20 protein-coding genes and 3 tRNA genes are annotated in these 26,298 nt (G+C 36.6%); 13 read left to right on the forward strand and 10 right to left on the reverse strand.

Annotated elements, in window-relative coordinates:
- Positions 1–178 precede the first annotated feature (178 nt).
- The 5 genes from ACMA47_RS23645 (at position 179) to ACMA47_RS23665 (ending at position 8,219) form a co-directional block, all read left to right on the forward strand.
- Entirely contained in the window at positions 179–1,459 is a 1,281-nt protein-coding gene (locus tag ACMA47_RS23645) for a hypothetical protein (protein ID WP_413931768.1), read from the forward strand.
- On the forward strand, positions 1,432–2,079 hold the full coding sequence (locus ACMA47_RS23650; RefSeq protein ID WP_413931769.1) for a condensin complex protein MksE: 648 nt from the start codon (positions 1,432–1,434) through the stop codon (positions 2,077–2,079). The genes ACMA47_RS23645 and ACMA47_RS23650 overlap by 28 nt, the downstream gene beginning before the upstream one ends.
- Entirely contained in the window at positions 2,076–5,318 is a 3,243-nt protein-coding gene (locus tag ACMA47_RS23655) for a DNA repair protein Rad50 (RefSeq protein WP_413931770.1), read from the forward strand. The genes ACMA47_RS23650 and ACMA47_RS23655 overlap by 4 nt, the downstream gene beginning before the upstream one ends.
- Before the next feature lie 193 nt (positions 5,319–5,511).
- On the forward strand, positions 5,512–6,267 hold the full coding sequence (locus ACMA47_RS23660; protein WP_413931771.1) for a hypothetical protein: 756 nt from the start codon (positions 5,512–5,514) through the stop codon (positions 6,265–6,267).
- Between the two features lie 374 nt (positions 6,268–6,641).
- A complete protein-coding gene (locus ACMA47_RS23665) occupies positions 6,642–8,219 on the forward strand; it encodes a recombinase family protein (RefSeq protein WP_413931772.1) in 1,578 nt (525 codons plus the stop codon).
- A gap of 425 nt (positions 8,220–8,644) precedes the next feature.
- Here the strand turns inward: ACMA47_RS23665 and ACMA47_RS23670 are convergent.
- The 3 genes from ACMA47_RS23670 to ACMA47_RS23680 all read right to left on the reverse strand — a co-directional run bounded on the left by ACMA47_RS23670 (position 8,645) and on the right by ACMA47_RS23680 (position 8,905).
- A tRNA-Arg gene (locus ACMA47_RS23670) sits at positions 8,645–8,718 on the reverse strand.
- Positions 8,719–8,730: 12 nt separating this feature from the next.
- Positions 8,731–8,805 (reverse strand) — tRNA-Pro (locus ACMA47_RS23675).
- Positions 8,806–8,820: 15 nt separating this feature from the next.
- Positions 8,821–8,905: transfer RNA gene (locus tag ACMA47_RS23680), tRNA-Ser, on the reverse strand.
- A gap of 136 nt (positions 8,906–9,041) precedes the next feature.
- On the opposite strand from ACMA47_RS23680, the gene ACMA47_RS23685 reads away from it, so the two are divergent.
- The 4 genes from ACMA47_RS23685 (at position 9,042) to ACMA47_RS23700 (ending at position 13,635) form a co-directional block, all read left to right on the forward strand.
- Positions 9,042–10,067 carry an N-acetylmuramoyl-L-alanine amidase gene (locus tag ACMA47_RS23685; RefSeq protein WP_413931773.1) on the forward strand — a complete coding sequence of 342 codons (1,026 nt, stop codon included), beginning with the start codon at positions 9,042–9,044 and terminating at the stop codon, positions 10,065–10,067.
- A gap of 72 nt (positions 10,068–10,139) precedes the next feature.
- Positions 10,140–11,540: an aspartate ammonia-lyase gene (gene aspA / locus ACMA47_RS23690; protein ID WP_413931774.1), complete on the forward strand. Its 1,401-nt coding sequence runs from the start codon at positions 10,140–10,142 to the stop codon at positions 11,538–11,540.
- A gap of 90 nt (positions 11,541–11,630) precedes the next feature.
- Positions 11,631–12,497, forward strand: a complete 867-nt coding sequence (locus tag ACMA47_RS23695; protein ID WP_413931775.1) for a glycosyltransferase — start codon at positions 11,631–11,633, stop codon at positions 12,495–12,497.
- Between the two features lie 97 nt (positions 12,498–12,594).
- Positions 12,595–13,635, forward strand: a complete 1,041-nt coding sequence (locus tag ACMA47_RS23700; RefSeq protein WP_413931776.1) for a hypothetical protein — start codon at positions 12,595–12,597, stop codon at positions 13,633–13,635.
- 41 nt (positions 13,636–13,676) lie between these two features.
- Here ACMA47_RS23700 and ACMA47_RS23705 read toward each other — a convergent pair whose 3' ends face one another.
- The 7 genes from ACMA47_RS23705 to ACMA47_RS23735 all read right to left on the reverse strand — a co-directional run bounded on the left by ACMA47_RS23705 (position 13,677) and on the right by ACMA47_RS23735 (position 21,892).
- Positions 13,677–15,176, reverse strand: a complete 1,500-nt coding sequence (locus ACMA47_RS23705) for a lipopolysaccharide biosynthesis protein (protein WP_413931777.1) — start codon at positions 15,174–15,176, stop codon at positions 13,677–13,679.
- An 8-nt stretch (positions 15,177–15,184) separates the two neighbouring features.
- Positions 15,185–15,979 carry an FkbM family methyltransferase gene (locus tag ACMA47_RS23710; RefSeq protein WP_413931778.1) on the reverse strand — a complete coding sequence of 265 codons (795 nt, stop codon included), beginning with the start codon at positions 15,977–15,979 and terminating at the stop codon, positions 15,185–15,187.
- Positions 15,980–16,248: 269 nt separating this feature from the next.
- The gene (locus ACMA47_RS23715) at positions 16,249–16,914 is read right to left on the reverse strand and encodes a DUF2461 domain-containing protein (protein ID WP_413931779.1); all 666 of its coding nucleotides are present in this window, start codon (positions 16,912–16,914) and stop codon (positions 16,249–16,251) included.
- 332 nt (positions 16,915–17,246) lie between these two features.
- Positions 17,247–18,476, reverse strand: a complete 1,230-nt coding sequence (locus ACMA47_RS23720) for an ABC transporter permease (RefSeq protein WP_413931780.1) — start codon at positions 18,474–18,476, stop codon at positions 17,247–17,249.
- A 21-nt stretch (positions 18,477–18,497) separates the two neighbouring features.
- The gene (locus ACMA47_RS23725; protein WP_413931781.1) at positions 18,498–19,247 is read right to left on the reverse strand and encodes an ABC transporter ATP-binding protein; all 750 of its coding nucleotides are present in this window, start codon (positions 19,245–19,247) and stop codon (positions 18,498–18,500) included.
- Positions 19,248–19,312: 65 nt separating this feature from the next.
- The gene (locus ACMA47_RS23730; protein WP_413931782.1) at positions 19,313–20,578 is read right to left on the reverse strand and encodes an efflux RND transporter periplasmic adaptor subunit; all 1,266 of its coding nucleotides are present in this window, start codon (positions 20,576–20,578) and stop codon (positions 19,313–19,315) included.
- A gap of 3 nt (positions 20,579–20,581) precedes the next feature.
- A complete protein-coding gene (locus ACMA47_RS23735; RefSeq protein ID WP_413931783.1) occupies positions 20,582–21,892 on the reverse strand; it encodes a TolC family protein in 1,311 nt (436 codons plus the stop codon).
- A gap of 227 nt (positions 21,893–22,119) precedes the next feature.
- On the opposite strand from ACMA47_RS23735, the gene ACMA47_RS23740 reads away from it, so the two are divergent.
- The 4 genes from ACMA47_RS23740 to ACMA47_RS23755 all read left to right on the forward strand — a co-directional run bounded on the left by ACMA47_RS23740 (position 22,120) and on the right by ACMA47_RS23755 (position 26,292).
- A complete protein-coding gene (locus ACMA47_RS23740; protein WP_336704687.1) occupies positions 22,120–23,820 on the forward strand; it encodes a DEAD/DEAH box helicase in 1,701 nt (566 codons plus the stop codon).
- 151 nt (positions 23,821–23,971) lie between these two features.
- Positions 23,972–24,610 carry a DUF47 domain-containing protein gene (locus ACMA47_RS23745; protein WP_027374906.1) on the forward strand — a complete coding sequence of 213 codons (639 nt, stop codon included), beginning with the start codon at positions 23,972–23,974 and terminating at the stop codon, positions 24,608–24,610.
- A gap of 13 nt (positions 24,611–24,623) precedes the next feature.
- Positions 24,624–25,766, forward strand: a complete 1,143-nt coding sequence (locus ACMA47_RS23750) for an inorganic phosphate transporter (RefSeq protein ID WP_034700227.1) — start codon at positions 24,624–24,626, stop codon at positions 25,764–25,766.
- A gap of 253 nt (positions 25,767–26,019) precedes the next feature.
- Complete coding sequence (locus ACMA47_RS23755; protein WP_413931784.1) at positions 26,020–26,292, forward strand: hypothetical protein; 273 nt, start codon at positions 26,020–26,022, stop codon at positions 26,290–26,292.
- Positions 26,293–26,298 lie beyond the last annotated feature (6 nt).

Raw genomic sequence — 26,298 nt, forward strand, 5'->3', positions numbered from 1 at the left:
GTGAATTTTCAATCAATTAAATATTTTTGATACTCAAAATTTGTTGATAATAAAAATGGATAGCCGTAATACTTTACTTTTTGTTTTTAATATATTTGTTTAAGAACATCTTTTTTAATCTATTACTAATGCTTTTTTTAGCCATTTGAGTGAAAATTTAAAACCTGATTTCAACTTTGTGCGGGTTCTCAGTGAGAACGAAACCTACAAGCTTCTTTTTCCTTCAAAAGAGGTGGGAATGGCGATTGTCATACTCTATGAGAGAATTGTCAATAAGGAATTTGATGACGACAAGTTCTCCGAAAAAGATATCCATACGGCATTTGAGGAAATTTATCAGACCAATATGCGGTATCCCAAAGAAGTGTACAGTGGTCATATTATGGATCTTCAGGAATATTTTTTGGATTATGATCAGGAAAAGCAAAAGTATTATTTTAAGGATTATGCCAATAAATTCTGTTTGCATGCAAAGGATACGCTGAAGGGCGCATTTAACCCCACAAGAATCCAGCAGATATGTTCCCATCTGAGTTCAACACTCAAAAATTCGGATGATCCCAGATTCTGGCTCGAGGAAACGTTTAAAAAATTTGAACCGGACCTCAGGGAGCAGCTTGATTTTTTGGACCGTCAGATTGTGCTGTCCGTTGAGGATTTAAAAAATGAGACGAATTTTTCGGATCATAGTTTTATTGATGTACTTGTAGCCACACAGGAGCGGTTGTCACAATCGCAAGCACATGTGCAGGAGCTCCGTTCGGCGTATTCAGAAACCAATAATATCCGTGCTACCTTGGATAATATAGATTTTACCGATCCGGTAATCAATGATCTGATCTTGGAGGTTCATGCGTGCCTGAGATACATCAATGACAGGCTCAATTCACTCGACCGGAAATTAGACCGTATTCAACCCAAGGTCCGCAAATTATTTTCCACATTGAATAAGCCTTCGTTTAGTTCAAAAGTAGAGAAATTTATAATCCATCTTCTGAATGAAAGTGTTTTGGAGAATAGGAATATTGTTTTTCCCGGAAACATTAAGCCACCACAACTGCACATCGATACACCTGAATTTACTATTGTAAGCAGAGATAAGGAGCTGTTTCCACCAAAGCCGAAGGAAAGAAAAACATATATTCAAAATGAAGAAATCATACAGGAGAATGTAGAAAGGGTCAAAAGGGAAATCCGGGAGATGGAAGTTATCGGCAAGTGGGAGAAACTGATATTTGCGGAGCTTGAATTAAAAGGCGAGATCAGATTATCAGCCTATTTTTTTGAGATACTGAGAGATTCCCAGAGCAGCCAGATCGCGGTAACTGTTTTGTTCAACGTTATAAAGCAGGTATATGCCAGTGAGGGTAAATTTAAACTGTTAACAGAAAAAACTCTGCAGAGAGATTCTGAACATAAAAATATTGGATTATGGAAAATGTCAATTATCAGGACATAATGCTCGATTTCCTCTATGATGAGGAAGCACGGGAAATTTTTGCAACAATTGATTATCAACTGAAGGATGGCGTGCATTTTCAAGATAGCGGGAGCCAGACCAGATATTTCGCCTATATACAGCGGAATATGAAAAGTCTCTTGAATTATTACCATAATTTTTTTGGTGTACGCCTGAGTGAGGGGGGCGAGAGTCCGGATAATTATTTTTACTTGGATTTCTATGGAAATGACCGTGGGAAAATTTCCTCCAGGCACCGGAATATCCTTAAAAGTGAATATGTGATCATCGGCTTTATACTTTATAAAATCGTATATATTGACAATGATTTATTGCTCGACTCTGTCCAGCGACTAAAGGAAAAGATCCGGATCGAATATGATGATTATAAAAGGGGCATTTATTATCTGATCGCAAAATCAAAAAATATCGGTCCCGGCAATGTAAATGACGCGATGCTGGATTCCACTGTACAGTCAGCTCTGATTGAGTTCAAAAAGATCGGATGGCTGATTTTAGAAGGCGATGAATTCACCGTGCTACCGGCGTTTGATAGGTTGATAAAGATTTATGAGGAATACATTGTGGATATTGATAATACGTTAAATGAATTGAAATGAAAGATTATCCACGAATAAGAAGACTGTCAACATTAGGAATCATCAGGCATCAGCACTTTGACTATGAGTTCGGTCCTTTCAGAACGGATTTTGTAGGCGAAGGGGGCGCAGGTAAAAGTATGATTTCCGATCTACTTCAGCTGATCTTTGTTGGGGTCCGTTATTTCCATTCCCCCACCAAAGGCAGTGGTCCCAGAGAGGCTAAGACCCTAGTATTACGATCGGAGGGAAAGGGTACGGATATGGGCTATGCATTTTTGAGCCTTGAGCTCAAAAAGAACCAATATGTGATCGTCGGGATATATCTGGAAAGTTCGGGCGCTGCAGAGATGTTTATTGTTCAGCAGGGGAATAATTTTGAAGCCGATACGAAGCTGGCAACGTTTGGCCAGCTGCTCGGTGTTGCTGAATTCCAGCGAGATAATTCCATTTTGCCCATCAATGAATTACGTGACCATATCATTGATAATTTTAATCTGACCTGTGAAAGCTGGGAGAGAACCCAGACCTACCATAAGATTTTATTTAACAATGATATTCTGCCGCTGGATCTTTCGGTAAGTAACCAGGCATTGCATAATTACGCAAGGATCGTTCAGGCTTTTTCGCGGGAATCGCTAGATATGGATAAGAGTGCCAGCTTGCAGTCTTTTCTGTTCGGTGATGAGAAAGAAAAAGAATTTTATAACAGGTTTGAAACCACGGTTGAGGAGCTGCAGGGTGATGAGAAGCAGTTTCAGGATAATGTCGCGGAAATAGACAAGCTTAAAATTAAGCAGCAGAAACTCAGTGATCTGCTCGATCTGAAGGTTTTAAAGGAGCGTCTTTTTAAGGACTATATCGAAGCCGAGTATGATTTCCTGGGCCAGCAACAAGATGGTCTATTTAAGGAGCTCGAAGAATTGATACTAAAATATGAAGAAAGCACCAGGCTCCTTCCACTTCTTGAATCTGTTCTTTTAAAAAAAATGGAGGAAATAGCACAAGAGCAACCTTTAATTGAGAAACGGGTTGAGGATGCTTTTGTGCTAACAAAGGAATGGACCGATAAAAGTAAGAAAAGAGGTGATTTCTTGCGCTGGCTGGATGAGCTAGAAATTTCTGCCGAACAGGTTCTGGACAAATACGAAAGCTATCAGGAATCCAAGGATAATATCAGAAAGATAAATGAACTTGAAGCGCAGATTCAAAAGAACAAGATATCAACAAACCTGCTGGCCAATTATTCGGGAAAAGCAGTACTTGTACAGATCCAGCATAGTTGTGATCTATTGCAACAGGAAATCGAATTTAAAAATAAGCTTCGGTCCCTAAACAACTTGGATGAAGCCACTTCTATTGCCAGATGGGCTCTTGAAACAGACAGTATTTTGGATCAGAGACAGGAGGGGATCATCAGGATGTTTCAGAATCAGGACATCAGGGTCGATAAACCGCAGGATAAGCTGTACAGATATCTTCCGTCGCCGGAGATATTGATTCACGGGGAGATTCCAGTTTATAGCGAAGATAAGCTTGGATTTTGGCTAAATCTCAATGGTGTTCTTGAATTTATTTCAAAAGATTTTGAACCTGTGTTCAATACCGGAAACAAAGATGACATTAAAAAATATTTCGAGGTCCAGACCAGTAACATTGCTAAGGATATACAGGGTTTAGAAAAGAGTTTAGCAGACTTAAGTGTTCTTTACGGGATTCTTGAAGAACTTGGAGATGCCGATGAATATGTTAAAGCCTGGGGGGCAAAGTGGGAGTTGGATGTGCAATTACAGTCTCATGAACTGCTTGCGCTAAAGAAAGATGAGCTTGTCGATCATTTCAATTTGGCGAATGACAGTGAAGTGCCAGCAAAAGCCATGCAGTATGAAAACTCCTACAAAACATTAAAAAAGAAAGAAAATGAGTTGATAACCTTATCAAGCAATCTATCGCAACTGGAGAAATCTTTTATTGATGCCATATCCGATGAACAAGTTGTGGGCATAAAAAGTAAATGGCGTTTTGATTCTGCAGGGCAGCCTACTGTCCTTAATGATCTGGTCGATGCTTCAGATAATGCGGAGTTTTATGATGATTTTTTTGGGATTTACAAAAATCAAGAGAAGAATTATGCTGGTTCAGAAAGGATTAAAGAATTGGATCGACTGATAAATGAATTAAAGTCGAAAAGGAATGATGCATATGGTAAGTGTCCGGAACTCTTTGTTTCAACCTATGTTCCCAAGATCAGGCAATATGAGGAGGTTGAGCAATTGCGTGAAGATTGTTCTGCAGCAGAAAATAAATATATCGTCAAATATAATGTCATTGCAGGGGAACATTTAAACAATAATTTCAAAAGATTCGAGGATTCGGGAGATTTTCAGGCTTTGTGTGCAGAGATCTTACCTCCCGAAATTCTAAGTGATGAAAATATTTTGGAAAAAGATGTTATTGAAAAAATAGGAAAGTATCTGGCTGATATAAATTTAAAGAACAAGAAATTGAATTCGCGTAAGCTGAATAAACTGGCTTCGATTATTGAAGATGTCTGGCTTGAAGTCAGTACCCAGTTAAACATCGCACGACAGATTCGGAATTTTCTGAACGATGATGAGAAAATAATCTCCGGCGGTCACAAGGCTACCTTGGCTGAGATAAAAGACAATTCACTTTCAGCCGACTGGATGCAAATCTTTGTTGAGAAGATTAAAAAAGATGCTGAGCTTGGATCTGACGAGACTTTATTTGAACAGGAGAAAGGGATTACAAATGAGCTTGAAAAGTATCACTCTTTAACCGATAAACTTCAGCAGGCCTATTACCGCTCGGGCGGTGACCGAAACCTTAAACCCAAAATAAAAGATCTCTTAAATCCTAAGTCGTATTATGGACTTAAATTTTCAATGGTAAACAGTTCCGGAAAGAAAAATGATGGAAGTAACAGTCAGACGTATTCTGCAATTGCACTTTTGTGTATTGCCAAGTTAGCATTACTTGACAAAAAATCTGGCAGTAAAGACAAGGATGCAATTCGTTTTATGGCCATTGATGAAGCAGCAGGTTTGGGCAAAAACTTTGATATGCTATATAAAATAGCAGAGGCTAATGATTATCAGATTATTTCTATGTCAATATCTCCCCATAAGATAGATGCAGCCAAGCAGAATATCTACCTCCTGCATAATAGTGTGGAGGACGATGATGTAAATTATGATCCTGTCCCAATATTTGGTCTACTTGAAAACGGAACAGTATGAGAACAGTAGAGTGGAAATATTTAAGAGGCCTCCATGAATTATATGTAGGTGGTAAAACAAGGTTAAAAATACTGAACAACAGTTATTTGAAAGGATCATTTTTACGCAAAAAAAGCTTGTAAGATATCAAAAAGGAAATCACTTAGTTCTCGAGTCCTCGAGTAGGTTTAAACCTTTTTATGAAAAAGAATTTTTGGAAACTTTTCTCTATTACAATAAGTTTTTTGAGGAATCAGGGCTGGAGAATAACAGTAAGAAAAATTTTACTGAACAAGATCTGAAGGCTTTAATATTTGTATTTTACAATAAACAAGAGATCAAAAAGAGGATGACCACCAGAAAAAAGCTTTCAGCGGAGCTTTTTAGAAAAGAAAACTCAAAGTATATCGAGAACAGGCCTTCTTTGGAGAAAGCGATATTGCAACTTTTAGAAGTAGATGCATTTCCTGAAAATGATCCAAAAAATCATCAATGGAGATGGGTCGTTGACTGCCTGGAGCCGCAGGTTATCGTACTGTGCGAAAATCTGGATTGCCTGAAGGTACCTGTTGAATACAAAAAGAGCAACATTGAACTCTGGTACGTTGGCGGTAATAATACGAAGCCCCTGCAAGACATTTCGGCAGATAAGCTGGGCCTGCCCATCTATTATTTTTGTGACTGGGATTATAACGGCCTAGATATCTATTGCCAGGTGAAAAATATTTTTAAAGAAAAAGGAAAAGATATAATACTCATTGAACCTCCTAAAAATGCTAAAAAATTACCAGTCACGGTAAAACATCACAAAAGTAAATGGAGCCAGGAAAAGCAATTTTCAGGACTTGACCAGTCTCATTTTACGATTGGGCAGATTGAGGTAATTGATTCGCTTATTTCAAAAGATGAATGGATTGAGGAAGAATCTATTGATTTAATAGAATATTTAATATTCGCGTGTAGAAACTAATGACTCATTAATTTTAGTTTGTTAAGATTTTGTATGCTTTAACCAATATAAGGAGTTGTGGCAAATTCGTGGTAGATGATTTTTTTTACTAAGTCATTGATTAATAATGTTTAATTGCATTAGATGGTAATCTCTACACAGATTCGAACCATTCTTTTCAGAATAGTATAAAATTCCACTATTTAATCATTTTCAAATTACTGTCATGATTCTACAATAAATATAAATCATGCTATTATCTAGTAGAACAGAATATGACCGAAGCATAAATATTTTTTGTTAAAATATGTATGTAAACTCGTCAAATAATTTGTTCTATTTTTCGTTTAAATATATAGGAGTTCTAACTAAAGGACTTTAATTAATACCACGCCATGCAAGCCGTTTATCTGTACATACGAGTCAGTACTGATGAACAGGCTGTAAAAGGATATTCCCAACGCAGCCAGCTGGATCGACTTGTGCACTATTGTAAAGATCACAATCTCATTGTTACCAAAACTATTTTCGAAGACTATTCTGCGAAAACATTTAACCGGCCAGAATGGAACAAGCTGTTCGCTGAACTTAAGCTCATTAAGAACCAATCGTCACTTATTCTCTTTACTTATTGGGATCGATTCAGCCGCAATATTATGGACGCTTACAAGATGTTAGAAAGATTGCAGAATATGAAAGTCTCCATTCAGGCAATTGAACAGCAGATAGACTTCTCAATCCCGGAAAGTAAAATTATGTTGGCAATGTATTGGGCTACTTCTGAAGTAGAAAACGATAAAAGAAGCCGTAATGTACGTTTGGGAATGCAAAAAGCAAGACTGGAAGGAAGATGGATCAACAAAGCTCCTCTAGGATATAGAAATAAAATCACATCTGATGGGAAAAAATATATAGCCATCTACGAACCGGAAGCATATATTATCCGTGAGGCTTTTACAGCTATAGTGAGACAAAATAAATATTGTTTAACTGAAATATACAAGGATGCGTTATCAAATGGGCTTAATTGTAGTAGAAGTGCTTTTTATCGGTTGGTAAGAAATCCTATTTATTGTGGTAAAATAAAAATTCCGGCATTTGAAGATAAAGCTGAAAAAATTGTTGAGGGTACTCATGAGCTTCTTATACCTGTCGTTTTATTTGATCATGTTCAAAGAATAATAAAAGACGCAGATTTAAACCGTCCTAAAAAATTAACTTCAAAAAGGATAGCTAATGAAAATTTAATTTTTAGAGGTGTCCTACAATGTCCTAATTGTGGAAATACGCTTACAGGAAGTGGATCGCAGGGACATACTAAAAAATATTATTATTACCACTGTATGGGACGTTGTTCATACCGGATAAGAGCTGACGTTATCAATTTGAGTTTTCTTTCATTCCTTAAGAATAATAGAGTGGTAGAACCATTTTTAGAACTTGCCAATAGTATTTCAAAGGAAATTTATGGTGAAGAACATCATGATTATATTCAGAAAAAAGAGGAGATAAAGAAAGAAATGGAAAAATTGATTGATAGGGGATTCAATGCGCAAAAGCTATTTTCAAATGGGAATATTGACTATGATGATTATATACTAATAAGAAGTCGTTGTCAGGAATCTTTAAAAGATAATACTGATAAATTGAGACAGCAGGCTTTAAAAATAGTGGCTGAAAAACATACAGAAAAGGGAACTGATTACATAATTAACCACTTAGGAGAGTTTTATGAAAATTCAGATACTATAACCAAACAGAGAATTATCAGGTTGTTTTTTCCGGAGAAAGTAAAAGTAAGAGAAGGGAATATTGAAAAAATGCTATCAGAAAGTGTTAAGACCATATTTGGATTAACTGCTTCAGCTTCGAAAATAAAAGAAATCCATGGTCAACAGACAGAGCAAGAAATAGTTGAGTTTTTTAAAGAATTATATTTTTTAGGATATGAACAAAACTTGAAAAATATCTAAAAATTAATTGATTAGTTTTTGATTTTTCAGAATAAAGCTAATTTGTTAAATTGTATTTATATAAAATACTGAAAAACAGTATTTTGTCCGACGTTTGAAGTGTTCGGAATCCTGTATAGCTAACTTGATGGTCTTGTCTTTTCGAACTTTTTGTACGACATAAAAAAAACAATTTTGGTACTTGGTTGATTTTCAGTTGTTTAATGTTTTCAATAAGGTTCGAATCCTGCCAGGTTTGTGACAATAATATGGAGATTTAATCGAAAAATTGACTAAAAAAGATATAATATTGGTTTTTAAAGAAAAAAATTTTGCTTTAGAAAATAAGGTAAAAGGGTGAAAAATACTCTAAATAGACTGAATAACAAGTATTTATAAATAAAATGACACCATTTGGCCTAAATTGTCCTAATGGTGTCATTAAGTGAGCGCGAAAGGATTCGAACCTTTGACCGTCTGCTTAGAAGGCAGATGCTCTATCCAGCTGAGCTACGCACCCTAAATTTATAAGTCGGGGCGGCAGGATTCGAACCTGCGACCTCCTGGTCCCAAACCAGGCGCGATGACCGGACTACGCTACGCCCCGAATATATAAGAAGAGCGGAGGGTAAGGGATTCGAACCCTTGCGACACTTTCGCGTCGACAGTTTAGCAAACTGCTCCGTTAACCACTCCGGCAACCCTCCTTTTTTGTTTATTTTTTAATGATCGTTGTTCCGTTATTGCGAGTGCAAATATAGAACAGATTTCTTTATTTACCAAATAAAATTCAAGAAATTTTTGTGTATTTTTGAGGTAATAAATCATTCAAAAACCAAACTGATGCGTAAAACATTATATATCATCGGATTAAGCACTTTTGTTTTTTCATGTACTTCCCAACAAAATGTGAAAAAAAATACCTATCAACCGAAAACCCCAATAACACAGGCGAAACCGAAGGTTCAAACAACACCTCCGGTTGTTCAAAAACCAAAAGTTGTATCTGATCATGGAGTAGACTTTTTTACTACTAATATAGCAGACCCAACAAAAAATGATAATACGGCAAGTTATGGTTCTATTGTATCTGCAAAACCAGCCGGATATAAAGTGGTGAAAACTTATTTTCCTGCGGTAGCCCAGAATTTCAGACAACGTTATCTTATATTACATTATACGGCCCTTCCGGACGATAAATCTCTTACTGTTCTTACCCAGCAGGCTGTAAGTGCCCATTATCTGGTAAATAATACAGGAGATAATGAGATCTATCAATTGGTAGATGAAAATAAGCGAGCCTATCATGCAGGAGTAAGTGCGTGGAGAAATGATAAAAATCTCAACGATAATTCTATCGGGATTGAAATTGTAAATACGGGGTATACTACAGATGCTGCCGGCAAAAGAACTTTTGCTCCTTTCAGCGATGACCAGGTGAAAAAAGTTGCGGCATTGGTTAAAGATATTGTGACCAGATATCAGATTCAACCTACGAATGTATTGGCGCATGCCGATATTGCACCTACAAGAAAACAGGATCCGGGGCCAATGTTCCCATGGAAAAAGCTCTATGATGAATATCAGGTTGGAATGTGGTATGATGAAGCCGCTAAACAGACTTATCTTGAGGCAGCACAGGCTGATATTACAGCAAGATATAATGAGGCCAGTTTTATCTTCCTTATTCAGACTTCATTGCAGAAATTCGGATATGCACTTGATCTTAGCGGAAAATGGGATGATGCTACGAAAAAAACAATTGAAGCATTCCAATATCATTTCCGTCCACAGAATTATGACGGAATTATGGATGGAGAAACATGGGCAATACTCCAGGCTTTAAATCAAAAATATCCAACAAAATAATTCAAATTAAAACGCATCGGTTAGATGCGTTTTTGCTATCTTTAAACGATCAAAAACAGTAAAATATCTGTAATGGAAAATTTCAGAAAAGAAAGTGATCTATTAGGCGAACTGAATGTGCCTTTAGATGCTTATTATGGGGTTCAGACACAAAGAGCTATCAACAATTTTAAAATTTCAGGACAGCTTTTGTCTTCATATCCGGATTTCATAAAAGGATTGGCTTTTGTAAAAAAAGCAGCAGCCAAAACCAATTATGAACTAGGACTTCTAGACGAAAACCTGTATTTTAAAATAGCAGAAGCGTGTGATGAAATTGTAGAAGGGAAATATCATGAGCAGTTTCCGGTAGATATGATTCAGGGAGGAGCAGGAACTTCCATCAACATGAATGCGAATGAAGTGATCGCCAATATTGTGTTGGAAAAACTAGGGAAAAATAAAGGAGAATACGAATTCTGTTCACCTAATGACCATATCAACCTTTCTCAGTCTACCAACGATGCTTATCCTACGGCAATCAAAATGGGATTGCTTCATATGAATATCGGATTGGTAGAAAAACTGGAAAGAATTATCACGGCTTTCCGTGCAAAAGGACAGGAGTTCCATGATGTGATTAAAATGGGACGTACACAACTTCAGGATGCTGTTCCGATGACTTTGGGACAGGAATTTGAAGCTTATGCAGCCACTTTAGAAGAGGATATTTCCAAACTGAATAACAATGCCAACCTATTTGTAGAAGTAAATATGGGAGCAACCGCTATCGGAACAGGCTTAAATGCTCCGGTAGGATATGCTACGCTTTGTGCTAAAAACTTAGCTCAGATTACAGGATTCCCGATTGTTTCAGCACCGGATTTAGTAGAAGCTACTCCTGACACGGGATCTTATGTAATTTACTCTTCAGCGACAAAGCGTCTTGCGGTGAAGTTATCCAAAATCTGTAACGACTTAAGATTACTTTCATCAGGTCCAAGAGCGGGTCTTTTTGAAATCAATCTTCCACCAATGCAGCCAGGATCTTCTATCATGCCAGGGAAAGTAAATCCTGTAATTCCGGAAGTGGTTAACCAGGTTTGTTTCAAAGTATTCGGAAATGATCTTACTGTAACTTTTGCCGCAGAAGCAGGACAATTACAGCTGAATGTAATGGAACCGGTACTTTCGCATGCCATCATGGAAAATATCAACTTCCTTTGCAATGCTTTAGATACGCTTCGTGACAAATGTGTGGTTGGAATTACTGCCAATAAAGAAATTTGCCTGAATATGGTAAAACACAGCATTGGTATTGTAACAGCATTGAACCCTTATATCGGGTACAAACAGTCTACACAGATTGCAAAAGAAGCATTGGAAACAGGAAAGAGCGTTTACAACCTTGTTCTTGAAAAAGGAATTCTTTCTCAGGAAAAGCTGGACGAAATTCTTGATCCGAAAAACATGCTGAAACCGCATAACAAATAAATTCTATCAACGATGAAAGATCAATGGTAATTGATATCCTAAATGGTTTCTTATCATTGATCCTTCATCATTAATTAACTTATCATTTCCGTGAGGTTTTTAATCATAATTCCTGCCCATAACGAAGAAGACAACCTCCCATTTACTCTTAATTCTCTGCAACAGCAAAGCTGCAAAGATTTTAAAGTAGTGGTAGTGAATGACGGTTCTACAGACAGAACAGCTGAGGTCATCAGAAACTATACAGAAACTGATTCCCGTTTTGAAACAGTCAACCTACAGAAATCTGAACATCAGCCAGGATCCAAAGTCGTTCACGCTTTTAAAAACGGACTTCAGACTCAGTCTATGGATGAATTTGATATCATCTGTAAATTTGATGCCGATATCATTCTTCCGGAAAATTATCTGGCGGAAGTAGAGACAGCTTTTATCGCTCATCCTGAATATGGGCTTGTAGGAGGGCTTTTGTACATAGAAAAAGATGGGAACTGGGTGTATGAAGGAAATTCCAATAAACATCATGTAAGAGGTCCTATGAAGGCATACCGTAAAGAATGTTTTGTTCAGATCGGCGGTTTAAGGGAAACGTTGGGCTGGGATAATATTGATTCCATATTGCTGGATCATCTGGGATGGAAAGAAGTTGTGCTTCCGGAGCTCCATGTAAAGCTGATTAAAGTAAAAGGAGCCGATTACACCATACGTCCTGCAGATTATTACGGAAGATATTTTTATTTCTTAGGACTGAACAGGTTTCTGGCTTATATTGCCTCGTCAAAAGAAGCTATGAAAAGCAAATCTGCTTCATTTTTCTTCGATATTATTAAATCTTATGAAAATTGCAGATCACAAAAACTGGAACTGAAAATTTCAAAAGAAGAACAGAAGACCGTTAATGATCAACGTTGGAGAATGTTGAAGAAGAAATGGCTGAAGATGTGGGAGGTAAATTAAACATTTATCAATAGGGATGGACTTTAGCCCATCTATAATCAAAGAAATAAAATCGATTGGCTTTAGCCAAAACTTAAGATATAACTCCCGTTAACCCGTGAAAAAAATAGCTTACATAGAAATCGATACTCACGCAGAAATTGCCCAGGCTTTCATGGATATTATGGAAGGTTCTCAGGATTTTGCGGTAGACTATTATTTTTCAAAAAGAATCAAAGATCAGATAAGCCACCGCCATGAAGCTGTGTTTTTATCAGATAGTTCTATGATTCTGGATCAGTTAAAGGGAAAAGGATATGATCTGGTTGTAATTGGGACTGTACACCGTTATTTCAATACATTTTTAGCGATCACAAAAAAGTACAATACGGCAGTTATTTCCCATAATCTTAATTTCATAAAAGCTTCCAAGCTTGATCTGATGAAAAGTGTTTTCAAAGGGGATATTATCTTCAGATTAAAATTGTGGCTGAAAGAAGGATTGTTTTACAAAACCAAAGTGTATAAGAATTCAAGAACTCTTTTCGTGCTGGATGAAGCTTTGATTTCAGGGAGATATCAGTATTTGCCACTGTTTTATACAAGAGATTTTGACAAAGCAAAAAATGAAAAGTTTGTAGTAGTGATTCCTGGTGGCGTTTCTCAGAAAAGAAGAAATTATCATTATATTTTTGAAACTATTCAGAATCTGAATACAGATAAGTCTTACCAATTTATATTCCTTGGAAAAGCAAGCGGACATGAATTGAAACAACTTGAAAACCTGTCTGAAAAATTACCTGAAAATATTCATATTACCTATTTTTCCGAAAGAGTTTCTTCTGAAGAATTTGAACAGTGGATGCAGAAAGCAGATGTTTTATGGTGTCCGATTCAGCAGGATACAGAATTTTTCAGCATGAAAGAAACGTATGGACTTACTAAAATGACGGGAAACCTGGGTGATGCCATAGCTTATGGAAAACTGGCTGTTTTTCCGGGAAATTATCCTTCAAAACTGAACTTTATTATTCCTGAAAAAGAAAATATTCTTGAACAGTTAAAAACCGTTTCTGAGAATCCATTTGACTTTTATACAACATACAGCAGGAAAGAAGTTCAGAAAAAACTGGAACAATTTCTAACAGGCTTGCTATAAAAAAAACTTAGGATTATTGTCTTTTTCCGTCTTAAAAACACTTATTTTATCTTAAATACACTCTTAATAAATCTCATATTCAGATAATCTTCAACAGGGAAAATCCTGGTGAAGTAATTTCCGACATAGATCAGTATCAAGACCACCGCAGGTTTGTACACAAGATTAAGCAGATTGCTGTTGAAATTGGGAAGAACAATGGCTACTGTAATGGCTAAAGTACAGATAATGGAAACAAAAATCATTTCAATACTCAAAGGTGAAACCTTAAATACAATATAATTGAAAACGATTTTCACTACATTGTAAATGGTAAGTGAAATTGCAGTAGATAAAGCAATTCCGATCAGTTTAAGGTCTGTATTTTTGATGAAATAATAATTCAGTCCGATAGTCAGTCCGGCCAGCAAAAGCATCACCAGAATATTGAATCTGTAATATTTTGAAAGCGAAATAATATTCCCGTTGAATCCGGTAGCAAGGTCTATTAACACTGCAGAACCCCAGATCCAGACTACGGGTTCATATTCTCTGAGCATGGTTCCGTTCTTTGGCATAAATTGCGTCAGATAAGGAAATCCTACCATAATACATGAGAATAAAACGGCTCCAAGGAAATATAAGGTTAAGGATGTCTTCTTGTGAAACCTGTCCAGTTCTACCATATCTCCGTCTGCCAGAGTTTTGTTGATGATTGGTGCTGAAATATTAAATAATCCAAGCTGTGGAATAGAAATCAATGAGATCAGAGCATACAGAACAGAGTAAATTCCTACTTCTTCCATTCCCATAAATTCTCCGATCATAAAGCTGTTAATCGCCAGATAATTTCCAAAAGTTCCCAGGAATCCAAAGAAACTGTAATTGAAAAATTCTTTCCAGAAATTATTCTTTTTAAAATAATCGGTATTGAAATCCAGCTGAATTTTTTCCAGTTTGTTGGTGTAATAAATATATCCCAAAAGCATTAAAAAGAAAATTCCAAAAAAGAAAGTATATGCAATGGTTTGCGACGTAGAAGCTGTAATATTCTGTGATAAAGCAAAGAAAAAGAGACAGAATGCTCCCAGATTCGCTATTTTCGGAAACAGATTGTCGAAAATATTGGAAACCACAATTCTTTTATAATTGGACGTGTATTTATTGAAAATAGCACAGAATGAAAGAATTAAAATCAATGGCAGAATCATTTCCTTGATCTTCCATGCTTCTGAATGCCTGAATTTCGGATAAAAATAGGGAAGGATAAAAAATACTGCCGTGAAAATAACAAAGTTGATAAAAACCGTCAGTAGTGACAGTGACAGCATATTCTGTTTTTTACCATCTTTTTCTACTTTGTGAAAAAATTTCACATTCGAATAAGAAATACCCAAAACAACAAAAGGGACCAGCATCTCTGCTGTAGGAAGAATGTAGCGTAGCTTTCCGTAAAATTCAAAATCATTCGGAAATATAAATATTGCGGAAACGGTGCCCAGCAAAAAACCAATATAACCGATAATGGAATATTTGAAGCCTTGTCTCGCTACTACACTCATAAGTCGTTTTAAATGTTTTTAGGTATAAAAATAATATTGTTGATATACTGAGTTTTATTTTTTTCGTCGTTTGTATTTTGTGTTATGATATCTTCTGTAAGATCTTCCAGTGTAAAGCTGTTTCTGTTCAGATATCTGGCATCGTATCCCCAGCTCATCACTTCGGATATTTCATTCCATATAGGAGTTTCATGGTGTCTTTGCTCCATTTCAACCATTAAGGTCGGCTTGAATTGTCTGATGGTTTCTCTCGCTCCGGAAAGAGTTTTTATTTCGTTTCCTTCAACATCTATTTTGATAAAATCAAGTCTGTTGAAATGTTCCAGTGCTGCCCATTCGTCAAGTTTAATAACTTTTACCTGTTCCGTATAGCTTTTCTCTTCTCCTTTTTCTTTGTAAGAAGTGTTTAAAGTACCACGGGAAGCAATAGTTTTTCCATTAATAATGGGTACTTTGAACTCTGCCATTGTGTTTTCATCCGAAAGAGCCAGAGGGAGAATGTGCATGTCAGAAAACAGTCTTTTCAGTCTTCTGTAAAGCTTTTTATTAGGTTCAAAACCATAAATATGCTCATGCTTCAAGGTGTTTTCCAGCTGATAAAGGAAAGTTCCCACATTAGCACCAATATCCAGTATCACAGCATTTTTAGAAAGGTATTCTTTGATCCATACCAATTCCGGTTCTACATTACGTTGCGAAAAGTTATTTTTAGTAAGATTATTTAAAGCTTTAAAATATCTTTTTTTGTAGAAATTCGGGCTTATGTATTGTAGTTTCACTGCAATTTTTTGGTATAAAGACATCTTTGGCTTTTTGGCGAACAGCAAAGATACGTAAAAATGTAAAACTTTTCTTAAAAAATGTTAATTATAATGACTTGATTTTCAGGCTGGATTTCTAAAATTTGTTTTTGTAACCTGTTGAATTTTACTCTATTTTTGATTTGTCACAGAGACACCTGTATCACCAGAACATTTCTTTACAACATTCTGTAGAAATAGAAACTCAACCAGAATACACTCAATGATCTGTGAAAAACTGAGTGATGTATGGTTGAAAAAAGTAAAGCTGTCTAAAGAAAAGGTGTATTCAGGAAATCGTTGAAAGGTTTCATCAGTTTGAAAACTTTGGTCATGTTTTTTACAGCATTTTTGTCCAGTACTTCATCATCTTTCAGAGAATAGACCACAATAAAGTTTTTAAGTTTGAGATACTCTCCCATAGGATCTTCTTTTTCAAAACCCTGAGGTATTTTCTTCAGTTTATCTTCCTGATCAAGCTCCGGAAAATGCTTTTTGAAATCTTTATTGTTGAGAATTTTTAGAAAATCGTCTCCATACAAAGAAATCTCCTTGCGGACTTCTTTCAAAATGGAAGACTCAGGCATATAAATTCCTCCGGCTAAAAAAGACTTTCCAGGTTCCATGTGAAGATAATAACCTCCTTTCTGATTTCCTTTTCCCATTCCCAGGGAAGCTCCGAAATTAGTTTTATAAGGTGATTTGTCCTTGGAAAAACGGGTATCTCTGTAAATTCTGAATAAGGCCTTTTTACTGTCTATTTTAGCAAGTTCTTCATCAAAACCGGACATCTCTCTGATGAGTTCATCTAAGAATGAAACTACATTTTGCTGAGATTCTGTATACAGGTTTTTATTTTCAGTAAACCAATCGCGGTTATTGTTTTTATTTAATTTGTTTAAAAAATCAAATGTTTTGGAAGATATACTTGCAGACATATTGTGTTAAGTGTTTTTTATTGTTGAACTTGTTTAAACTTTTATTTTTGAAACATTAAGATTATCTTAAGGTGTTAAGAGTATTAAGATAAGCTTCGCTTTAAGCTTAAAAATCAGAATGATTCATCTTAACTCTATTTTATTTCTTAAATGCTTCTTAATGGTTTTAATATATTCAATATTTTTTATAAGTCTAAATAACTCCGTTATTAAGTAATATTCAAAACGGTTTCTAAACCCGGAATCTTCGTACCCCGAATTCCGGATCAAAATCTCAAAGCCCCGAATCTCGCAACCCGAACCCCGAATCTCATAACTCAAATGTACAAAAACTATTCATATCTCAATGCTTCGATTGGATCTAGTTTTGAAGCTTTCAATGCTGGGTAGTATCCGAAAAATACGCCTGTTACAGCACAGACAATGAATGAAACAATAATGGAAGATTCTGTAATAAAAGTTGGCCACGAAAGGAAAAAAGTAACCAGTTCCGAAGACAGAACGCCTAAAAGTACCCCAAGAATTCCTCCGGTGATACTGATCAGTACGGCTTCAATAAGAAACTGGTAGAGGATATCTTTCCCTCTGGCACCGATAGACATTCTCAGACCAATTTCTTTAGTTCGTTCTGTGACAGAAACGTACATAATATTCATGATTCCGATGCCTCCTACAATAAGGGAAATTCCGGCAATAGCAGATAAAAGTACGGTCAGAAGCTGACTGGTAGAACTCATGGTTGAGATAAGCTCAGCCTGAGTTCTCACACTGAAATCATCATTACTTCCGTCTGCGGGTAGTTTATGTTGTTTTCTCAGAATCTCTGAAACCTGATCTGTTGCCTGTTGTGAAGTGTTTTCATTCGAAGAAGCTGCATAGATGGTCTGAACATAGGTAATTCCTAAAAATCTTCTCTGAACGGTATTGAATGGAGCGATTATTACATCATCCTGATCCTGCCCGAATGCATTAGATCCTTTTGAAGCCAGAATTCCAATCACTTTCATCGGAACTTTATTAAATCTGATGATGCTTCCTACGGCATCTTCACCGTTGGGAAATAAATTATTGTAAACCGTCTGTCCCAGAAGACAAACTTTATTAGATGAAGTGACATCCTTTTTGGTGAAAAGATTGCCTTCTGCAATGCTCCAGTCTCTGATGCTGAAATATTCCTCATTGACGCCCTGTAGCTGAGTAGGCCAGTTATTGGCTCCATTGATGGATTGTCCGTTGGTTTGTACAGCAGGGGAGACGTAAGAAACATCAGGAGCTCCTTTTGAAATGGCGTCAGCATCCTGAGGTCTCAAAGTCTGTAATCCGGAAGCTCCGATTCTTGCTCCCCCGGAAACATTCACATTACTGGAGGGACGTATGGTAATCATATTGGAACCCATAGAAGAAAGCTGGTCACTGATGCTTTTTTTTGAACCTTCTCCAATGGCAGTCATTGCAATTACTGAAGCCACTCCAATAATGATACCGAGCATCGTTAAAAACGCCCGAAGCTTATTCCGTAAAAGGGCTTTCCATGCAATTCTGAAGAGGTTTGAGAGGTTCATTGTAATAAATTTTTAGTTTACTTATCTGTAATCATCATTTACCGGAAGATTTTCCAATGCTTCTTTGGCTGATTTTATATTATCATTTTTAATGTCTTTAATCACTTTTCCGTCCCGAAGGGTTACTGTTCTGCTGCTGAAAGTAGCAATATCAGGTTCGTGGGTTACAAAAACAATGGTTCGTCCCTGATGGTGAAGATCCTGCATAAGCGCCATGATTTCATAGGAAGTTCTGGTATCAAGATTTCCTGTAGCTTCATCTGCAAGAATCATTACGGGTTCGTTCACTAGGGCTCTGGCTATAGCAACTCTCTGTTGTTGCCCTCCGGACATCTGATTGGGAAGATGATCAATCCTGCTTTCAAGTTTTACTGCAGTCAAAGCATCTATGGCTCTTTTGTGGCGCTCTTCTGTAGATATTTTGGAATTATAAAGAAGAGGAAGCTCCACATTTTCTTTTGCGGTAGTTCTGGGAAGGAGATTGTAAGACTGAAATACAAACCCTATTTTCTGATTTCTGAGAACAGCCAGTTCATCACGATCAAGATTTTTAATATTAACACCATCCAGAATATAATCTCCTCCCGAAGGTTTGTCCAGGCAGCCAATAATATTCAGTAAGGTGGATTTTCCTGAGCCACTGCTTCCCATAATGGTAACAAATTCGCCTCTTTCCACTGTAAATGTTACACCTTTCAGTGCATGAACAACTTCTTCGCCCATCCTGAATTCTCTTTTCAGATCCATGATCTCCAGAATTTTTTCTGCCATGACTTTTTGTTTTAGGTTTGCTGGTTGCTGGTTGCTGGTTGATTGGACAGGAATATAAACTCTTGTTATCTTGGTCCGCCACCACCACCGCTGTTTCTGTTGTTTCCACTACCTCTTCTTTGAGGCATGAATGGGCTTTTAGCTTGTCCGCCAGAAGATTTTTTCGACAGAACTTTATAGCCGGTGATGATATTGTCGTTTTTAGTTAATCCTGAAATAACCTGTATTTCGGTGTCGTTATCCATTCCTGTTTTTATCTTTTTACGGGAAATGGTACTGTCTTTTGCAATCACCCATACCGCAGCTTCGTTTTTGTTTTCAGTTCCTTTGTTTTGATTTTTCCATTGTCCTTTTTCATGTTTTTTACCATTGGCAAATGGAGCGTTTACTTTGTATTTTTTGATCACCAGACTGTCAGGTCTGAAACTCGTAGCCGCTACCGGAATTTTCAGAATGTTGTCTAAAACCTGAGTGTAAATTGTGATATTGGCTGTCATTCCCGGCTTTAGTTTTAAGCTTGAATTATCTGCATTAATGATGGTGGTATAATTCACAACATTTGATGAAACGGTAGGATGAAGGCGAACTTCCGAAACCTCACCATCAAAAGTCTCATCAGGAAATGCATCTACTGTAAATGTGGCTTTCTGACCTACTTTTACATTTCCGATATCCGCTTCGTCCACGGAGGCACGTACTCTCATCTTGGTAAGATCCTTGGCAATACTGAAAAGGGTAGGAGTACTGAAGCTTGAAGCCACTGTCTGTCCCTCACTTACATTTCTGTTGAGTACCGTTCCGTCAATTGGCGAATAAATATTAGTTAACGACAGATTTTTATTGGCAGTAGAAAGCTGAGCATTCACTGAACCTACCTGCGCTTTTGCAGCATTGTACTGATTCGTGGCAACATCATAATCCGCTTTGCTGATAGCACCCACTTTGTACAATTGGGACTGTCTGTTGATATTGATTTCATTGTAAGCAAGATTGCTTTTTGCATTCTGCAGGTTGGCTTTGATCTGCTGTGACTGGTATTGAAGCAGATCCGGATCTAAAGTGGCCAGTAATTGACCTTTTTTTACGGTAGAATTGAAATCCACATAAATATTTTTAATGATTCCCGATACCTGAGTACCTACTGCAACAGTATCTACAGGCTGAATGGTTCCCGTAGCGGTAATGGAATTTGAAATTTCTCCCATTTCAGGCTTCACGGTCTCCAGTTGTATTTTTATTTCTTTTTCTCTGATGAAGAAAAACCAGACTGCACCTATTGCAATGATGCCGCCCACAACCCAGTACAACCATTTTTTATTCTTTGTTTTCATAGCTTACTTTAGATTTATAGGGTTACCTGCGTAAAATTCGTAGATCTGTTTATTGAGAATTGCTGTATATTTTGCCTGAAGATAATTCTGAACAGACTGTATATAAAGCAACCGTTGTTGCTGAAGCTGTACGTAATCAATGCTTCCGATTTTCATCTGGGCATTTACGATGTCATAACTCTGCTTGCTGATATTCATTTGTTGAGAAGCTGAATCATATTGAGACAAAGCATTCTGAAGATTGATATAAGACTGTTCTACCTGTTGATTTAGGATCGTTTTGGTGTTTTGTAAATCGAGATTGGCTTGTTCAATGGCGATTTTTGATTTCTCAATCTGTGTTTTGTAAATTCTGTTGTTGTAAATCGGAATGCCAAGACTTAATCCGATGGGCATATAAAAATTGTTTCCCAATTGGTTAAAATAATTTCCGTTTCCGTTGGAATAATTGGTGGAAATATTTCCTACCAGACTTAATGTAGGCTGAATAGAGGCTTTTGCCATTTTCAGATTCGTATTGGAATTTTCTACATTCAGTTCACCGTATTTTACTTCCGGGCGTTGATTTTGTGCCAGGTTTTGAACATCTTGTAAGGGGTTCAACTGATCATCAACGATAATACTGTCGGGTTTTACAATCTGAAAATCATAACCTGAAGGCAGCTGTAGAATTTGTTTTAAGTTAACAGTATTGGTACGTAGATTGTTCTGAGCGGCTACCAGGTTGTACTGATCCTGGGCGACCTGAGACTGGATCTGAAGATAATTTAACTTGGAAAGGCTTCCGGCTTTATACAACTGATCACCTTGTTTTAACTGAGTTTGGGTGGTTTTCAGAACATTTTCAAGGGAAATGATGTTTTCCTGGTTCATCAGAATGTTCAGATAGGCCTGGGTGATGTTGAGTGTGATATTGTTTTCGGATTCTTGTACAGACAAATCTGCCATTTGCACAAGAAGATTCTTAGAAGCTTCATTGTTTTTAATATAGTTGGCATGATAAAGGGTCATGGAAGAATTGGCTCCGATACTTTGTGACTGTGCTCCTGTCATGTAAAGCCCGTCACCTCCGTTAAGGGCAAATAGTCCTTGTGAAACAGTTCCGCTTACGTTGGGGTATTTTGCATCTTTTGCCTGAAGAAGATCCTGTTGGGCAGAATTTTTAGAAAGCCTGAGGGAATTGATGGAAATATTATTTTCCTTAGCGTATTCAATACAATTTTCCAGAGTCCATGCGGACGGATAATTGGGAGTTTGGGCAAATATTTCAACGACTATGCACGAGAATATCAAAAAGAAAAATTTGCTTTTCATGGCTTTATTTTTGAAAATTCATAAATATCACAGAAAAAATCAATCCAATTTAATAAAAAAAAACAATGTTTAACAACTTTTTAACCTAAGGCTTGTTTTTTTAGATTTAATTTTCCAAAAATTAAAAATATATTAAAGGATTGTGAATTTAAGTTTGGATATTTAAAAATTTATTCAAAAACAAATCAAATATTTATTGTATCTTTGCAAAAATTTTAAAATAGTTAATGAATTTATTTACGGAAACCAATTTAAGTCCTGATATCCTTAAGGCAATTGGCGAACTGGGCTACGAAAGCCCAACAGAAATCCAAAAACAGACTATCCCTTTTATTCTTTCAGATATTCGCGACTTGATCGCACTTGCGCAGACAGGGACAGGCAAAACAGCAGCGTTTTCGCTTCCGATTTTGGATATGATTGACGATACGAGTCGCAAAATCCAATTATTGGTGCTTTGTCCGACACGGGAATTATGTCTTCAGATTTCGAAGGACATAAAGAATTACTCTAAGTATATGAAAGACATCAAGACAACTGCGGTTTATGGTGGAAGTAGTATTGTAGAGCAGATGAGATCTTTGAAGGACAAGCCACAAATTATCGTGGGAACTCCGGGAAGAGTAATTGATCTTATCAACAGAAAAGCATTAGACTTTTCTGCGATTCATTGGTTAGTATTAGACGAAGCTGATGAAATGCTTTCTATGGGATTCAAGGATGAATTGGAAACCATTCTAAGCGAAACTCCGGAAACGAAACAAACTTTCTTATTCTCTGCAACGATGAATAAAGAAGTGGAAAGAATTTCCAAAAATTATCTTACAAAACCACATCGTATTTCAGTAGGTTCTATCAACGAAGTGAAGAAGAACATTACTCACGAATACTATGTTGTAGGATACCGTCAGAAAAAAGAAGCATTAAAAAGATTAATTGATGCTAACCCTAACCAGTATTCCATCATCTTCTGTAGAACGAGAATGGAAACTCAGGAGGTTGCTGATTTCTTAATGCAGAACGGATATGCAGCTGATGCTCTTCATGGTGATCTTTCTCAGGCGCAGAGAGATACGGTAATGAAGAAATTCAGATTGAAAAACATTGATATTCTTGTAGCGACAGACGTTGCAGCAAGAGGATTGGATGTAAACTCTTTAACTCACGTTATTCACTTCTCTTTACCAGATGATCCTGAAGTATTCGTTCACAGAAGCGGTAGAACAGGTAGAGCTGGAAAAGATGGTATTTCTATGGCTTTAATCAAGCCTGAAGAAAGCAGAAAACTGAAGCAGATCAAATCGGCAACGAAAATTGAGATCAACGAAAGATTTATCCCTACAGGTGAAGATATTATCAAAGCTCAGGTAGGAGGTGTATTCGAGAAATTATTGACGGAGCACGAAGATCTTTTCGAATTTGATGATAGCTTAATCCCGGATCTGAGCAACTTTACAAAAGAAGAACTGGTACACCAGCTTCTACAGTTCCAGTTGAAAGATCTTGCTTTATACTACAAAGACAAGCATGACCTTGTTGAGCAGAAATTAAGCAACAGAGATGACGACTACTCAAGAAGAGACCGTGGACGTGACAGAGACAGAGATAGAGGTCGCGACAGAGATAGAGGAGAGCGTGGAAGAGACAGAGATCGTGGCGGAAAGCCAAGAAGAAGAGATGAAAATATGGTAAGATTCTTCTTCAACCTTGGTAAAAAAGACCACTTGAAGAAACTTGATGTTTTAGATATTATTAACAAGGCTACTGCTGGCGGAAAAAGCAAGAAAAGAGCTGAAATCGGTGATATCGAGATCCTTGAGAAATTCTCTTTCTTCGAAGTTGAAAAATCGTTCAAAGACAATGTATTGAGCAATATTCAATCGATGAAGTTCAAAGGAAAAGATATGAGAGCTGAAGTAGCAAACTAATCTCTTCTTATACCATACAAAACCGGCATTAATGCCGGTTTTTTTATTTGATAATCAGTAGTTAAGCGAATGTTAACAAAACTTAATGTTATATAGTTTCACGTACAATCCTTTTTTAAGAAATTTGCACACGAATTATAAATACTAAAAAATGGGAATTGGTAATATTTTCCACGCTTTTCAACCAAAAGATAAAATCTTCTTTGTACTTTTCGAAAAAGTAACTGAAAATCTAGTTGCAATGTCAGAAGAATTCAACACAGGAATCAAGGATTTCGATCTTAATGACGATTCAATGTTGAAGAAAATGAGCGACTTTGAACACAAGAATGATGAACTTACTCACGAAATTTTCGTAGAATTAGGGAAGAACTTCATTACACCTTTTGACCGTGAAGACATTCACACACTGGCAACAGGACTTGATGATATCGCTGATTATATCTACGCATCCACAAAATATATTTTCCTTTACAAATCACCTGAGATGAAGGCGTATTCAGACTTCTCTTTATTGATCCACAAAGCATGTCTTGAAATTCAGAATGCAATGAAAAACCTTAAAGGGTTCAAAAATATGGAGCAGGTGAAAGAAGCTTGTATTAAGGTGAACTCTATTGAGAATATTGCTGACGATTTGCTTTCCAACTCAATGGTAGAATTATTTGAAACCAATGATGCCATCAACATTATTAAAGTTTCATCCGTATTAAACTACCTTGAAATTGTAACAGACAAAGCAGAAGATGTTGCCAATACGATTGAGAACATCATGATTAAATACGCCTAATACATAGCAAAAAATGGAATTTCCGATTTTACTTGTAGTTATTATTGCGCTGGCCCTGATCTTCGATTATATCAATGGTTTCCATGATGCAGCCAACTCAATTGCAACTATAGTTTCTACAAAAGTTTTAACTCCATTCCAGGCTGTACTTTGGGCGGCACTTTGGAACTTTGCAGCGTTCTTTATCGCTGCTTACATTATTGGAGAATTCAAAATTGGTAATACAATTGCCAAAACAGTTAATGAGAATTTTATCACTCTTGAGGTTATATTTTCCGGCCTTATCGCCGCAATTGCCTGGAACCTTTTGACATGGTGGTTCGGGATCCCTTCATCATCTTCACATACGCTGATCGGAGGTTTCTTAGGAGCAGCTCTTATGCACGCTTTCATGATGGATTATCATGATGTAGCTGCAGCACAACCAGGGCTTGGGATGTGGGATACCATTAAAGAAGCTTTCAGCCAGGTAACACAACAGGGTGTCGTAAAGTTTGATAAAGTAATTCCTATTTTCCTGTTCATTTTCATGGCACCGATTATAGGGATGATTATCTCGATCATTATTACTCTGATTATCGTACACCTTTATAAAAGATCAAACCCACATAAAGCAGACCAGTCTTTCAAAAGATTACAGTTGGCTTCTTCAGCTTTATTCAGCTTGGGACACGGTTTGAATGATGCCCAGAAAGTAATGGGGATCATTGGTGCAGCAGTAATCTATTATCACGTTAATATGCTTCAGGATGCGCAGTATTTGAATATTCCTTCTGCAGAACGTTTTGATTATTTTGCACAGCATTATATCTGGGTTCCTTTGGTTTCTTTCCTTGCTATTGGTTTAGGTACCATGAGCGGTGGTTGGAAGATTATTAAAACAATGGGAACTAAGATTACTAAGGTAACTTCATTAGAAGGAGTAAGTGCAGAAACGGCAGGTGCTATTACCTTATTCATCACAGACCACTTCGGTATTCCTGTATCTACTACACACACGATTACAGGTTCTATCATCGGGGTAGGATTAACGAAAAGAATTTCAGCGGTAAGATGGGGAATCACTGTAAGCTTACTTTGGGCTTGGGTTTTAACCATTCCAATCTCTGCAATAGTAGCGGCAATTACTTATCTTGCAGTAACCTTCCTTTTCTAAAAAACAAATCATACAATTATATAAACTTTGTCCATTTGGGCAAAGTTTTTTTTGTTATTGTACAGTGTTGAAATTTAAATTATTAATTCAAAACAAGATGTTTATTATTGTGATTTATGTTTTTGTATTTTGTTTGAAATGAGATTCTTATTTTGTTGATTTCTATTGTTTTACATCGGGTTTGTTTTATATATTAGGACAAAGGTTTTGCGAAATACTTCTGAACAAAAAATCTTATTAAATACAAATTACAATGAAAAAACTATTACTTCTTTCAGTATTTATATTGGCAGGACTTATTAAAGCCAATGAGAATAAAACCCATAATTCTGATTTTAAGAATGAAAAAACGACACAATCAGTGGTATTTACACGCTATTTAATAACGCTAAAGACTGTTTGTGGAACTACCTATCAAACTATTCTAGATACTGATTTTGACACGTATGATTGTGTAAATAATGAATGGGAAATGTATAATCAGCAGGATTGCGGCCATGCCAGCTATGAAAACCCTCCTGTTTAATATTAT

The organism is Chryseobacterium sp. T20, from assembly GCF_047345655.1.
Lineage (GTDB): Bacteria > Bacteroidota > Bacteroidia > Flavobacteriales > Weeksellaceae > Chryseobacterium.

What these genes read in the sequence shown, in the direction of transcription:
- ACMA47_RS23650 (WP_413931769.1), top strand. Translation starts at nt 1,432, where the DNA reads ATGGAAAATGTCAATTATCAGGACATAATGCTCGATTTCCTCTATGAT.
- ACMA47_RS23655 (WP_413931770.1), top strand. Translation starts at nt 2,076, where the DNA reads ATGAAAGATTATCCACGAATAAGAAGACTGTCAACATTAGGAATCATC.
- ACMA47_RS23665 (WP_413931772.1), top strand. Translation starts at nt 6,642, where the DNA reads ATGCAAGCCGTTTATCTGTACATACGAGTCAGTACTGATGAACAGGCT.
- ACMA47_RS23685 (WP_413931773.1), top strand. Translation starts at nt 9,042, where the DNA reads ATGCGTAAAACATTATATATCATCGGATTAAGCACTTTTGTTTTTTCA.
- aspA (WP_413931774.1), top strand. Translation starts at nt 10,140, where the DNA reads ATGGAAAATTTCAGAAAAGAAAGTGATCTATTAGGCGAACTGAATGTG.
- ACMA47_RS23705 (WP_413931777.1), bottom strand. Translation starts at nt 15,176, where the DNA reads ATGAGTGTAGTAGCGAGACAAGGCTTCAAATATTCCATTATCGGTTAT.
- ACMA47_RS23710 (WP_413931778.1), bottom strand. Translation starts at nt 15,979, where the DNA reads ATGTCTTTATACCAAAAAATTGCAGTGAAACTACAATACATAAGCCCG.
- ACMA47_RS23715 (WP_413931779.1), bottom strand. Translation starts at nt 16,914, where the DNA reads ATGTCTGCAAGTATATCTTCCAAAACATTTGATTTTTTAAACAAATTA.
- ACMA47_RS23720 (WP_413931780.1), bottom strand. Translation starts at nt 18,476, where the DNA reads ATGAACCTCTCAAACCTCTTCAGAATTGCATGGAAAGCCCTTTTACGG.
- ACMA47_RS23725 (WP_413931781.1), bottom strand. Translation starts at nt 19,247, where the DNA reads ATGGCAGAAAAAATTCTGGAGATCATGGATCTGAAAAGAGAATTCAGG.
- ACMA47_RS23730 (WP_413931782.1), bottom strand. Translation starts at nt 20,578, where the DNA reads ATGAAAACAAAGAATAAAAAATGGTTGTACTGGGTTGTGGGCGGCATC.
- ACMA47_RS23735 (WP_413931783.1), bottom strand. Translation starts at nt 21,892, where the DNA reads ATGAAAAGCAAATTTTTCTTTTTGATATTCTCGTGCATAGTCGTTGAA.
- ACMA47_RS23740 (WP_336704687.1), top strand. Translation starts at nt 22,120, where the DNA reads ATGAATTTATTTACGGAAACCAATTTAAGTCCTGATATCCTTAAGGCA.
- ACMA47_RS23745 (WP_027374906.1), top strand. Translation starts at nt 23,972, where the DNA reads ATGGGAATTGGTAATATTTTCCACGCTTTTCAACCAAAAGATAAAATC.
- ACMA47_RS23750 (WP_034700227.1), top strand. Translation starts at nt 24,624, where the DNA reads ATGGAATTTCCGATTTTACTTGTAGTTATTATTGCGCTGGCCCTGATC.
- ACMA47_RS23755 (WP_413931784.1), top strand. Translation starts at nt 26,020, where the DNA reads ATGAAAAAACTATTACTTCTTTCAGTATTTATATTGGCAGGACTTATT.